Raw genomic sequence first — 12,420 nt, 5'->3', positions numbered from 1 at the left:
ATAGATTTTAGTGGATTGAATGGTGGGTTTGAGAAGACTTGAACTTCCGACCTCACGCTTATCAGGCGTGTGCTCTAACCAGCTGAGCTACAAACCCACAGTGTAGAAGTATGGTGAGCTCGCCGGGATTCGAACCCGGGACCCTTTGATTAAAAGTCAAATGCTCTACCGACTGAGCTACGAGCTCTTAAATATATTGTAATTAGCAACATGAAGATCAATTTCAAAAAGAGCAAGAAGTCTATAAATCAAGGAACGCAGCGTATACTTAATACGTGAGTACCGCAGACTTTATAAGACGACGTAGCCAATTTTTGAAATTCATCGAATATTGAATATATTCAAAAATTATGTTTTACTTTATCGCCGAAAAAGGCTAATCTGTCAACAATTATTTTTAATTTAATATATAGGAAGTTTATGCAGAATAAGGATGTGGCTATAATTATCCCCTCAAGGCTAAGTTCAACTAGGCTTAAACAAAAACCGCTGCAGCTTATCGGCTCTATAACTTTAATCGAGCGGGTATTCAAACAAGTAAATCAGGCTAACCTTGAGCATACATATGTTGCGACCGACTCGGAAGAGATAGCAAATATTATTAAAAAAGTCGGAGGAAAAGTAATATTCACGGATAGTGCTATCCCAACCGGTACTGATCGTACTTATGAAGCTTTTAAATTAATTCCAAATAATCAAAACATTAATTACATAGTTAATGTACAGGGAGATATGCCTTTCATTGAACCTAGCTCTATTTTGAAAATTATAGAATATTTAAAAAACAGCGAGTACGATATTGTTACACCGGTAGTAAAGGTAGATAGAGAATCAGTAAAAGCTAGTAGTAATGTTACCGTAGCGGTTGACTCGGCGGGGAAAGCATTGTATTTTTCGCGTAGTCTTATTCCAAACGGTGCAGAAGAATTTTTATATCATGTAGGCATGTATGGTTTTCGCAAAAACGCTTTAGAAAAATTTGTATCTCTTAAGCCGATTTTTTTAGAAAAAACAGAACGTTTAGAACAATTACGTGTCCTTGAAAACGGTATGACTATAGGTACATGTTTAGTTGAGAATGTTCCTATTTCCGTAGATACGGAAGACGACTTAAAAAAAGCAGTAAAATTTTACGAAAATATTAGTAAACTAGGTTTATAATAAATAATGGTACGTTTCATTTTTGTTACCGGCGGCGTTGTTTCATCACTCGGTAAAGGTCTAACGGCAGCATCTCTTGCTATGCTATTACAAGCGAAAGGATTTAAAGTTTGCGTACGAAAACTAGACCCTTATCTTAACGTCGACCCTGGGACTATGAATCCTCACGAACATGGGGAAGTATATGTAACGGATGACGGAGCAGAAACTGATCTAGATCTTGGACATTATGAACGTTTTACCGGAGTTTCCTCATGCAAGTTTGATAGCATCACAACAGGAGCGATATACTCAAAATTACTTAAAGAGGAACGTTTAGGAAATTACACCGGCGTTACCGTTCAAATCATCCCGCATGTTACAAATATAATAAAAGATTTTATACTTTCAAACACCAAGGGCTTTGATTTTATTATTTGTGAAATAGGCGGTACAGTCGGCGATATTGAAGGTCTACCGTTTTTTGAAGCTATAAGGCAAATCGGTAACAAATTAAAAAGCGAAAATTGCTTATTTATTCATTTAACATTATTACCTTATGTTAAAACTGCCCGTGAATTGAAAACAAAACCTACCCAACACTCAGTTAAAGAATTACGTGCTATAGGTATTACACCTAATATACTAGTCTGTCGTGCAGAACGTAACATTTCAAAAAGCGAAATAGATAAAATAGCTTTATTTTGTAATATAGAATCTGAGTATGTTATTCCGGCAATAGATCAAAAAAATATATATTTAGTACCGATTGCGTATCATAATTCAGGTCTTGACAATAAAGTACTAAAATTTTTTAATATTAATGTTGTACCGTCCAAATTAGATAAATGGTATGATATAATTGGTAGGCTAAAAGATTCTAATTCAAAAGTAAGAATTGCTATAATAGCTAAATATCATAAATTAAAAGAGGCTTATAAATCAGTAATCGAGGCACTTGATCATGCAGGTATTTATTACAAATACAAAATTGATTTAGTATGGATAAATGCTGAAAATCTAACTGAAGAGAATATTAATAAAAAATTATTAAATATAGACGGGATTTTAGTACCGGGCGGATTTGGAGAACTGGCAACTAAAGGAAAAATTACAGCAATAACATATGCTCGCACTAATAACATACCTTTTTTTGGAATATGTTTCGGTATGCAACTTGCAACGATCGAAATAGCTCAGAACTTAATCGGTATTAAAGATGCAGTAACGGAAGAATTTAAAGTAGAAGGTACAAAAATTATTGAGAAAATAAATAAAAACTGTGAAGACTCAAAAATAACAATTGAAAATGTAAAAAAGACTATGAGACTCGGCTCTTATCCTTGTAGTTTGGTTGCAAGTACCATTGCAGCTAATGCTTATAAAAGCCTTGAAATAAACGAGAGACATCGTCATAGATATAAATTTAATAATGAATTTCAAAATATTTTTAAAAAAAACGGAGTAGTATTTAGCGGTTTTTCAAAGGATGAAGAGATTGTAGAAATAATTGAACTACCGAAACTTCGTTGGTTCGTAGGAGTACAATTTCATCCGGAATTTAAATCTAAACCTTTTGAAGCTCATCCGTTATTTATTCAGTTTATTAAAGCAGCGATTGAGTATACTCCGCGTAAATGAATAGTTGGTATACGAAGATCAACTTGGAAAAGAGCAAGGAGTTCACAAGTCGAGGAGCGGAGCGTATACTTAATACGTGAGCACCACAGATCTTGTAGAACGACGTAGCCAATTTTTCAAGTTCATCGAGTATATAACAAATGTAATTAACAACAATATATGAGACTATTTTAAAAAATCTTGACATAGTTTTTATTATAGTCTAGGTTGCATAAAAAATAATATAGCCGGACAGTTTTTGAAAAACTCTGTGGGTCATCCCTGCAAAAGTCTTGTTGCGTAGAACGGTTTTTCCGTCATTGCGAGCAGCCATAGGCTGCGTGGCAATCTCATGAAATAATAACAAACTCCTGAGATTGCTTCGTCGAATTACTGCGTAATTCTTCTCGCAATGATGACTCTAGTATCCACTCCGGTACTAAAAAAATAAGCTCATAGTAAATCAATGGATGCCGTGGATTCTAACTTCACAATTTGGAATAAAGCCAGAAACAGTAAATTTAGGCATATAGTATGGCCGATTAGATCGTATGAATTAACCAAATTCATCCCGATGGCCTTACTAATGTTTTTTATTCTACTTAATCAAAACTTAGTTCGTAGTATTAAAGATAGTTTTGTTGTTACCTTAATTAGCTCGGAAGTATTGAGTTTTATCAAACTTTGGGGCGAAATGCCTATGGGAATTTTATTTGTTATTCTTTATTCTAAACTCTGTAATATTATGACAACAGAGCAAGTTTTTAGGATAATTACCGGCACTTTTTTATTTTTCTTTGCAATTTTTGGTTTTATTTTATTTCCGTACAGAGAGTTTTTTCATCCCGATCCCGAATTAATTAAGCACTATATCACTGTTCTTCCTCACTTAAAATGGTTTTTAATAATTTGGGGACAGTGGAGTTTAGTATTATTTTATATTATAGGAGAATTATGGCCGGTTATAGTATTTACTCTTTTATATTGGCAGCTTGCAAATAAAATTACTAAAGTCGAAGAAGCACCGAGATTTTACTCATTTTTTACTTTATTTGGACAAACTAATTTACTCATCTCAGGAACCGTAATTATTTATTTTGCTAAGAGTGAGCATTTCTTATTACCTTTATTTTCTCATCTAAACGATACAAATGAAATCCTTTTAAAATCATTTATTACGGTTATTTTAATATCCGGATTAATTTGTCTAGCTCTTCATAAACTTATTGATAAATCAGTCGTAGAAGCAGACAAAAATATTAAATTTAAAAACCAAAGAACGGATATATTAAAATTAAGCTTAGTCGAAAGTGCAAAAGTAATATTAACTTCTAGATATCTCGGTTTTATTTGTCTTCTTGTAATGTCTTATTCTATGAGTATTAGCCTAATAGAAGGATTATGGATGTCAAAAGTAAAACAACTCTATCCTGCTACAAAGGATTTTATATCCTATCACGGTGAAGTGTTTTTTTGGACGGGAGTACTCACGTTAGTTAGTGCGTTTTTAGGAAGTAGTTTAATTAGAATATGCGGCTGGTTTTGGGGAGCTATTATAACACCGATTATGATGTTTGGAGCAGGCGTTATGTTCTTTTCATTCACGGTTTTTGAAAATCACCTAGGAAATATCGTAAATACTCTCGGCTATAGTTCGCCGCTTGTCGTTATAGTTTTTATCGGCGGACTTTGGCATGTACTTTCTAAATCCGTAAAATATTCACTTTTTGATGCTACTAAAGAAATGGTATATATTCCGCTCGATAGTGAAATGAAGACCAAAGGTAAAGCTGCCGTTGATGTTATGGGTACTAAAATCGGTAAATCAATAGGTGCTATTATTCAATTCATATCCTTTAGTATTTTCCCGAATGCCGTACATAACGACATAGCCGGTTTATTGATGTTTAGCTTTGTAATCGTATGTCTATTATGGCTATACGGCGTAAAAGTTTTATCGGAACAATATAATAAGATGATAAAACGTTGATAGTTTTGTGTATCATCCTGCAAGACATTGCCAGCGTGAATACCAAGTCGTCATTGCGAGCGGTCTTGTTGCGTGGATGTTAAATCGTCATTGCGAGGAGCGAAGCGACAATCTAGGAAAATAATAAAAAAAATTCTGATTTACAGAATTTTTTACTGGATTGCTTCGTCAATTGCTATGCAATTTCCTCGCAATGACGGATAAACAGGTCTACGCAACAATGCCTACTCGCAATGACGACTTTATGCCCATGTGGATAACACTAAGCTAGGAAGGACATAAAGGACCTTTCAAAAATTACTTGATACTATGAATTAAACCACTATATTTGAGCATCCTCTCCTATTAATCCTTGATCAAGTAAATCAAAAGCCTCATCCAAGCACTTATATAATGCATTTTCTTGAGCTACTTCCGAATAATCTTCGATTAACCCCAGATTTTGACAAGTAGTAACAAGCTTAGCTTTTAAACTATCGCTCTCTTGATTTTCAATATAATCTAATATTATTTTTGAAACATCTTGGTTTGCTTCTTCATATTTATTTTTTAAGTTCTGCAATCTATCAACATATACTCTTAACGTCTCTACTTCTTTACTTTGATATATTAAGCCCTTTATTTTTTCAATTCGTTTTATTAACCGCTCTGCCTCTTCATGTGCTTCTTTACATTGTCTTACTAAATTTGCTTTTGTAAAGTTGGTATTAGCATTATTATACATTAATAGTGAAAGAATAATTTTGTTTTCTACTGAGTTACGACCACAGTAATATAATACTTCACCCATCTGTTTATAGTCATTCACCTTAGCACCATATTCAAGTAACATTTTGGCTTTTTCAAAATTACCTGTAACCTCTAAAGCAGTATAACCATTCTCATCTTGTATATTAGGATCAATATTTTTCTGAAGCAACTCTTTAAGTTCTACTAAGTCAGTTACATGATGTAGGGTACTTTTGTTTTCTGGGCTATCTACCGTATCAAAGCTTACATCTTTACTATTAAGATTATTGTTAATACTAATGCGTAAATCATGAAACACATCTGGAACGGTTTTACATTCTTTTGAATTATTCCCCTTTCCTATACAAGATTTAAAAATATTTATTAACTTAGAAATTTTTTAGGCGTAGTTATCTTCTTTTTTTTAGTTATTTTATTAAAATTCCATGTTTCATGGTATTTTCGACTCGGCATTATATTAATCTATTTTAATAAAGTCAATGTGAATGGTTAATTTTTATGAATTAACCAATTAATAATATAATTTAAAAATTCTTTTTTCTTGAATCTATTTGTAATATAGTAATAGGCATATTTAATATTTGTAGAGGGAGTAATGAAAAAAAATCCAAAAATCTCATTAATAGGTAGCGGTAACATAGGTGGTACGCTTGCTCACTTAATTAGCCTTAGAGAACTCGGTGATATCGTGTTATTTGATGTGGCTGAAGGAGTACCGCAAGGAAAAGCATTGGATCTCATGCAAGCCGGTACAATAGCCGGATCTGATATCAAAATAAAAGGCACAAACGACTATAAAGATATTGAAAGGTCTGATGCAATAATTATTACTGCCGGTTTACCAAGAAAACCAGGAATGAGTAGAGATGATTTAATTAGCATTAATACCGGTATTATGAAAAATGTTGCAGAGAATGTTAAAAAATACGCTCCTGATGCCTTTGTAATAGTAATTACCAACCCGCTTGACGTTATGGTATATGTCATGCTTAAAGAAAGCGGACTACCTCATAATAAAGTAATAGGGATGGCAGGCGTACTTGACTCATCAAGATTTAATCTTTTTCTTGCTGAAGAATTTAAAGTATCGGTTAGCAATGTTAATAGCACAGTTCTCGGCGGTCATGGTGATGCTATGGTACCTCTTGCAAGATATTCTACAATATCAGGAGTGCCGATACCTGACTTGATAAAAATGGGCTTATCAAGTAATGAGAATATTGAAAAAATAATCGATCGTACTAGAAACGGCGGCGGTGAGATTGTTGCATTACTTAAAACAGGTTCTGCTTATTATGCCCCTGCAGCCTCAGCAATAGAAATGCTTGAAACATATTTAAAAGATAAACATCAAATTCTAACTTGTGCCGCTTATCTACAAGGTGAATATGGGGTTAATGATTTATATGTCGGAGTACCTATTATTATAGGTAAAGAAGGTGTCATAAAAGTAATAGAACTACAGTTAACTCCAGAGGAAAAAGCACTATTTGATAAATCAGTTGAGGGAGTTAAAAAACTTATTGAGACGATAAAATAAATGATAAAATTATATTATTGAAGCACAAATACAACAAGATTTAAAATATTGAATTAATACTAATTATTAGTATTGTTAATTTAACATAAATGGTATTACATTTTGGTTTATTTTTATTAATAGAGGGAAATTATGAAACATAAGAATGAATTAGACCGGCTAATAAGAAATCTTTATTTAATAAAAAATACTAATTTAAATAATATTTTAGAAGCAGATAAACTAGCTATAACACGTACAACTAATTTTATAGAAGCTCTAATAAACAAAATAGACCCTAGAAAGCCTGGACTGTATGTTTCTCAGCAACAAGCTAACTTCAAAGTAGCAAACAAAGTGGCAACTGATAAAAATATACAAGGCACTAGTAAAGAAATTTATTTAAAAAATCTACCTATTAGTATTGGTAAAGTTGAAGGCTTTAAGGAAGACGGAAAAGGTAGAAAAACGAAAGCTCAACTTGATGTCCTAATATCCCCTTCAGATTTTTCAGAATTATTAAGACTAAGTAATTCATTACCGATCACTAATGAGTAAGGAGTAGAAATAAAGGGCAATATTAATCTATTGCAATTGATGGAAGAAGTTGTTCAGAAAGTAGGGAAAAAGAACTTAAATATACAGCAAGATAAAAAAATACTTGCCTCACAAAAAAACGAACAAGCTATAACACACGGTCAACAAAAAGTAGAGCTTAGCCTTAAAGAAGAAATAATAAAGTTAAGGGAAACAGTTCAAGAAACAATCAAAAATCCAACTAATAATGAAGAATTTAATAAGACATCAAAAGAAATTTTAGATTTGATTAATAATATCAACTCTCATCAATCATCTAGATTACAGGCAGCTAGAAATAAAATCCTGAGTAGCGGAGGAAGCCCTAATGCTAAAAATACAAAAATAGAAGAATTTTTTCTTGAACAACATGAATGGGATAAATTTCAAGAATTAATAGAAAGATTACAAAAAATAAAAGAACCTAGAGAAAAACTAGATGAAATGAAAAATTTTTATGATGTGATTAATTCATTAGATAAGAATATCATTCTAAGAGCAATGCAAGAGAAACAAAAAGTTCAACAAGCTTCCAATCAAAAAGCACAAGAGATTATAAGAAGTAAATTTTTATACCTTGATAATGCCGGAGATTTTTCAGACGGTTTACAAAATTTATTTGAAGCGTTAAAAAATAAAGAAGAGAAAGGGCAAAAAGAACTTATAGAAGCTTCTAAAAATATACTCAGCAAAAGTATATCAGTAAATAAAAATTACTTCCGTAATACTAATAATTCAAGCGAATTAGATTTACAATATAAGATGTTATTAATAGATCATGCAGATAATATCTAGCAAAATATAAAGGAGACTCTAGTCTTATATGCCGGAAGTAATAACAATAACCAGATTGATATATTATCTGAAGAATTAGCAAATAAATTTAAAAATATATCAAATTTAATAAGGCAAAATGAATCAGTACTACAGAAAGAAACAAGTAAATATTCTCCTTCTTTAGAAACTATACCTGAAGATTCTATACCTAAGTTATCACCGGCAATAGTACATTCCTCAACAGAACTTTTTGCAAAACTAGAAAACTCATTCAATGAACTAGAACAATTCACTGATAAAATATTAATAGATGCCGGCAAATCTTATGTACAACAAGCAAATATTAATCCTAAATCTAATAATGTTTCTAGATCTTCTTCTATTGATTCAGGAATCGGTTCAAGTCAAGAAGAATTATCTACCACATTTGGAAAAAGCGGGTCTACTAATTTAATTGAAGCTCTTGATTTAGCACAAGCGAAAATTTTATCAAATTCAAATACAACAAAAGATAAGTTAACGGCAACAAAAGAACTACAAAAATCTATCCAACAAAAAGAAGTAAGCAATGAAAGACTTACTCAAGAAGAAATAGATAATATTTATAAGACACTAGGTATATTTGAAGAAATTAAGGAATATGAAAAGAGCGAAAATTCACGTGATCCTCGTTTGTTAAATAAAAACTACTATAAGCTAACTGATCCTCGTGAGGAGCGTAGAAGCGATAATATCGCTTTAGAGTGGGATTACACCGGAATGCTGCCTCCTTCCCAAAATAGTGCCGTTTTAGATAAATTAAAAGAAGCAGTAGATGATTATATATCTGAACTACAAAATGAAAAACTATCTATAGATAATCACCAAAGCAAGTTAATATTGATAATATATTACCTAAAATACGCAATTTGTTTAATGATGAATTAGCTAAAGATACATCACCAATGCAGGAAGCAATACCGGCCCCTCCTCCTCTTTCCTGGAATACTCATCCTATATTCGGTGATACAATAAAGTTCTTAAAGAGATTTAAAGAAGAGATAGATAAATTTTCACAAGATTACACTAAAGCCTCTACCATACCTCTATATTTAAGTAATGTTAATAGAAATTTAGGAAGAAGCGAATTTTTAGCAAGTATGGTGTCGACTTCTCAAAAAGATGAGAGAATTAACGATATATTAGATAAGCTCCAAAAAATTTCTACTAATTGTAGTAAGATAAGTAATAGTGATGATAAGTTTAATAAAGAGATTAAAGAATCTTTTGTAGAAATTAATACTACATTAAAAAATATAATAGAATATAAAGGACCCGAAATAAAATATTTAAATTCCAATATAGAAAAAGTTCAAAAGAACTTATCTCGTTTAGAATCTTTTACTTATGAATTATCTAAAATACATCTACGAAACATACTAAGCAATCAACCCAAGAACAACCTAAAATATCTACAGGAGCAGTTACCGGTATAAAAGATAGAATAGCAAAATTTGAAGCAGACTCTGACAGCAAAATCGAAAAATACTGGACAGAAGAAAAGAAACAGACTGTAGAAAAACAACATGAAAATACTCAATCTGACTATATAACTCCTAAGAAAAATTTTGAGTTTGAAAATCGAGGTAAAGAAATTAAAGAGAATAGCACCAAAAATTTAATAAACAAATTTGAAAAAGGCTTTGATAGTAAAATAACAAGATACTGGACATCACCTGAGGAATGGGATAAATGGGAGGAAGAAAAGCAGAAAGGTAAAGGGAAAGAGAATGAACTAATAAGACCTCGTACAAAATTTTTAATAGAACATTCTAAGCATGCTCAATCTAAAGATAATGCACCTAAAAGGCAAACTAAGAGTTATATAGAAGCTAGTGAAGATACATATATAAAAGAAGGCAATACAAAAAGCTTAAAAGACAAATTTGAAAACTTAGCAAAAGAAGCGAAGCAAATTGGAACACAGGCACAGCAAAGCTCCAAATCTTCAAGTAGCCCTAGCATAAAACCTACAGGTCGCAGTAAAGACGGAAGAGTTATCTAAGACAATTGATATTATTCTTGTTTTTGAGTCTGTTGCATGGCTCATTTATGTCATTCCCGCAAAAACAATAAAAAATACTAATAATTTTAGTATTTTTAACTGAATCCCGTGGTCAAGCTCACGGGATGACAGAGGTGAAATTGAGCCATGCAACAAAGCCTTTAGTCACTTGCAATGACGATTTAGTATCCATGTAAGGATAACATCCTACGTAAAACCAACACTGTACTCATTAATATTATAAGCAAAAATATAAAAAAGCTTAAAGTTAGAGATAGTGACTTAAAATTTTGCCACAACAACATACTAAAGAAAGGAGTAGTTGAGGATAGAATAATACCTCCAAAAGAATGAGATAGACTATAAAGCCTCATTTTAACATTAGTCTTAAACAAAGATTGAACAATAATTTGTAGCGGTACTGCATAAAATGCTGCAAGTCCTATTAATATAACAGGACAGAGAATATTAAATATTTGTTTGTATAACATTATTTGCATTCCTAAAACAGCAATAATGCTAACAAATAAAGCCCATGTAATCTGTCTTAAAGGGTTTATTTTATCGGCAAGCAGCCCTGCAAAAACGGCTGATATTCCATAGGTAGTAGTAAGAGCTATATTCATAAATCTTATTTCAGGATGATTTACAAAAGCTATTTTTGTTAAAAAAACTCCTAAGAAAATTACTAAAAAATGATACACTCCTCCAATAGCACCGTTTATTAGTAATGCTATTATAAAGGATGATTTATTATTCCGTATAATTTCTATTTGCTGTATACAGCTAAATTTAAAAAGCTTCAGACAAGATGAATTTAAGGAGGAGGCTGCGGAGCATACATTAGTACGTGAGTACAGACGAATTCCGTAAAATTCGCTTGTATCAAGCTTTTTAAATGACGCTGTATTTTTATAATATAAAAATTCACTACTTTCTTTAAAAAAATTTCTCATCAAAATAGCAAATAAACCAAATATTGCACCGATAAAGAAATTAAACCGCCATAGATACAGGATACCGGAATTGCTAGCATAATAATAAGCTATAGCCGCAAGTAATGCACCTATTTGGCTACAGCATGAAACTATTCCTATATTTAAATTTTTCCAATTATCTCCTGTTTTTTCAGCTACATAAATTTTTATTCCGTCAACTTCTCCGGCAAGACTTGCTAAAAAAACCATTCGACATAATGTTAGTATTACCGTAGCAAAAATACCTATCATCTCAAAGGAAGGAGCAATAGCAATTAATCCGGTAGAAATGCTACTCATAAACATTGATATCTTAATAGATTTAGTACGCCCGTATTTATCTCCGATAAATCCAAAAATTAAAGACCCTAAAGGTCGTACTATAACGGCTGCACTAAGAATGGCAAAAAAGCCGAGTAGTTGTTTATCCTGTTCTATATTAGGTAAGAAATTTTGTGCAAGAATATTAGCCGATAAACCGAATAGAGCATAATCATAATAACGGATAATTGTTGTAAAAAATGCAACTAAAAAAGCTGAATTAGACATATAGTAATAATTAATTTAATTCTTACTATACACTAAATGTTAGTTTAGAATAAGATTTTTAAAAAAATCTTATTCTAGGCTCTGTGATTGGCATTGCTAAGTAAAGGTTGATAGCTTAAAAATTCAACGTCATTGCAAGAAAAAACTGTAAGTTTTGACGAAGTAATCTCGTACTAAAGTCCTGAAATTGCCACGCTCCTTTTAGTCGCGGCGTTGTTGCATTGCTCGTTTTATGTCATTCCCGCGTAGGCGGGAATCCAGTAAAACCTATAAAAAACTTGTTTTTTAGGTTTATTTTATCAAATGTATAACTTTTATATCGATATTTGAAGTTATTTTTCTGGATTCCCGCCTACGCGGGAATGACATCGAGTAGGTTTTTCGAGCCATGCAACAATGCCTTTAGTCGCTCGCAATGACAACATCTATTTCAAGCACTAGTAAAATCTAGAAATAAAGATAATATATCATTGGTTGA

The 12,420-nt window shown here is 31.9% G+C and carries 12 protein-coding genes, 2 tRNA genes and 2 pseudogenes; 10 read left to right on the top strand and 6 right to left on the bottom strand.

Annotated features, from left to right (window positions below; translation table 11 throughout):
- Positions 1-20: 20 nt before the first annotated feature.
- A tRNA-Ile gene (locus tag ACE38Q_RS01765) sits at positions 21-97 on the bottom strand.
- A gap of 14 nt (positions 98-111) precedes the next feature.
- Positions 112-187 (bottom strand) — tRNA-Lys (locus ACE38Q_RS01760).
- Between the two features lie 233 nt (positions 188-420).
- Between ACE38Q_RS01760 and ACE38Q_RS01755 the strand changes: the two genes are divergently transcribed.
- From ACE38Q_RS01755 to tlc2, 3 genes are all read left to right on the top strand, one after another.
- A complete protein-coding gene (locus ACE38Q_RS01755) occupies positions 421-1,161 on the top strand; it encodes a 3-deoxy-manno-octulosonate cytidylyltransferase (protein WP_500189865.1) in 741 nt (246 codons plus the stop codon).
- 6 nt (positions 1,162-1,167) lie between these two features.
- On the top strand, positions 1,168-2,781 hold the full coding sequence (gene pyrG / locus ACE38Q_RS01750) for a CTP synthase (RefSeq protein ID WP_500189864.1): 1,614 nt from the start codon (positions 1,168-1,170) through the stop codon (positions 2,779-2,781).
- A gap of 445 nt (positions 2,782-3,226) precedes the next feature.
- Complete coding sequence (gene tlc2 / locus ACE38Q_RS01745) at positions 3,227-4,750, top strand: nucleotide exchange transporter Tlc2 (protein ID WP_500189863.1); 1,524 nt, start codon at positions 3,227-3,229, stop codon at positions 4,748-4,750.
- 322 nt (positions 4,751-5,072) lie between these two features.
- Here tlc2 and ACE38Q_RS01740 read toward each other — a convergent pair whose 3' ends face one another.
- The gene (locus ACE38Q_RS01740; protein ID WP_500189862.1) at positions 5,073-5,798 is read right to left on the bottom strand and encodes a hypothetical protein; all 726 of its coding nucleotides are present in this window, start codon (positions 5,796-5,798) and stop codon (positions 5,073-5,075) included.
- Positions 5,799-6,095: 297 nt separating this feature from the next.
- Between ACE38Q_RS01740 and mdh the strand changes: the two genes are divergently transcribed.
- The 3 genes from mdh to ACE38Q_RS01725 all read left to right on the top strand — a co-directional run bounded on the left by mdh (position 6,096) and on the right by ACE38Q_RS01725 (position 8,390).
- Positions 6,096-7,040, top strand: a complete 945-nt coding sequence (gene mdh, locus ACE38Q_RS01735) for a malate dehydrogenase (RefSeq protein ID WP_500189861.1) — start codon at positions 6,096-6,098, stop codon at positions 7,038-7,040.
- A 132-nt stretch (positions 7,041-7,172) separates the two neighbouring features.
- Positions 7,173-7,577, top strand: a complete 405-nt coding sequence (locus ACE38Q_RS01730) for a hypothetical protein (RefSeq protein WP_500189860.1) — start codon at positions 7,173-7,175, stop codon at positions 7,575-7,577.
- A gap of 39 nt (positions 7,578-7,616) precedes the next feature.
- Positions 7,617-8,390 carry a hypothetical protein gene (locus tag ACE38Q_RS01725; protein WP_500189859.1) on the top strand — a complete coding sequence of 258 codons (774 nt, stop codon included), beginning with the start codon at positions 7,617-7,619 and terminating at the stop codon, positions 8,388-8,390.
- On the opposite strand, the gene ACE38Q_RS01720 is transcribed toward ACE38Q_RS01725, so the two are convergent.
- Positions 8,387-8,665, bottom strand: a complete 279-nt coding sequence (locus ACE38Q_RS01720) for a hypothetical protein (protein ID WP_500189858.1) — start codon at positions 8,663-8,665, stop codon at positions 8,387-8,389. The genes ACE38Q_RS01725 and ACE38Q_RS01720 overlap by 4 nt on opposite strands.
- Before the next feature lie 111 nt (positions 8,666-8,776).
- A complete protein-coding gene (locus tag ACE38Q_RS01715; protein WP_500189857.1) occupies positions 8,777-8,941 on the bottom strand; it encodes a hypothetical protein in 165 nt (54 codons plus the stop codon).
- 103 nt (positions 8,942-9,044) lie between these two features.
- Here ACE38Q_RS01715 and ACE38Q_RS01710 point away from each other — a divergent pair, with 103 nt between their 5' ends.
- The 4 genes and pseudogenes from ACE38Q_RS01710 (at position 9,045) to ACE38Q_RS01695 (ending at position 10,416) form a co-directional block, all read left to right on the top strand.
- A complete protein-coding gene (locus ACE38Q_RS01710; protein WP_500189856.1) occupies positions 9,045-9,299 on the top strand; it encodes a hypothetical protein in 255 nt (84 codons plus the stop codon).
- Between the two features lie 212 nt (positions 9,300-9,511).
- Positions 9,512-9,724: pseudogene (locus ACE38Q_RS01705) on the top strand (hypothetical protein); the annotation flags it as partial.
- A pseudogene (locus ACE38Q_RS01700) lies at positions 9,713-10,095 on the top strand (hypothetical protein); the annotation flags it as partial. The pseudogenes ACE38Q_RS01705 and ACE38Q_RS01700, both read left to right, overlap by 12 nt.
- Positions 10,096-10,236: 141 nt before the next feature.
- Positions 10,237-10,416 carry a hypothetical protein gene (locus ACE38Q_RS01695; RefSeq protein WP_500191195.1) on the top strand — a complete coding sequence of 60 codons (180 nt, stop codon included), beginning with the start codon at positions 10,237-10,239 and terminating at the stop codon, positions 10,414-10,416.
- Positions 10,417-10,598: 182 nt separating this feature from the next.
- On the opposite strand, the gene ACE38Q_RS01690 is transcribed toward ACE38Q_RS01695, so the two are convergent.
- Entirely contained in the window at positions 10,599-11,942 is a 1,344-nt protein-coding gene (locus ACE38Q_RS01690; protein ID WP_500189855.1) for an MFS transporter, read from the bottom strand.
- Between the last annotated feature and the right edge of the window lie 478 nt (positions 11,943-12,420).

The sequence above is a fragment of the Rickettsia endosymbiont of Thecocarcelia acutangulata genome (assembly GCF_964263195.1).
In the GTDB taxonomy this organism is placed as follows: Bacteria; Pseudomonadota; Alphaproteobacteria; order Rickettsiales; family Rickettsiaceae; genus Rickettsia; species Rickettsia felis.
This window is presented reverse-complemented; position numbering and strand designations above follow the sequence as displayed.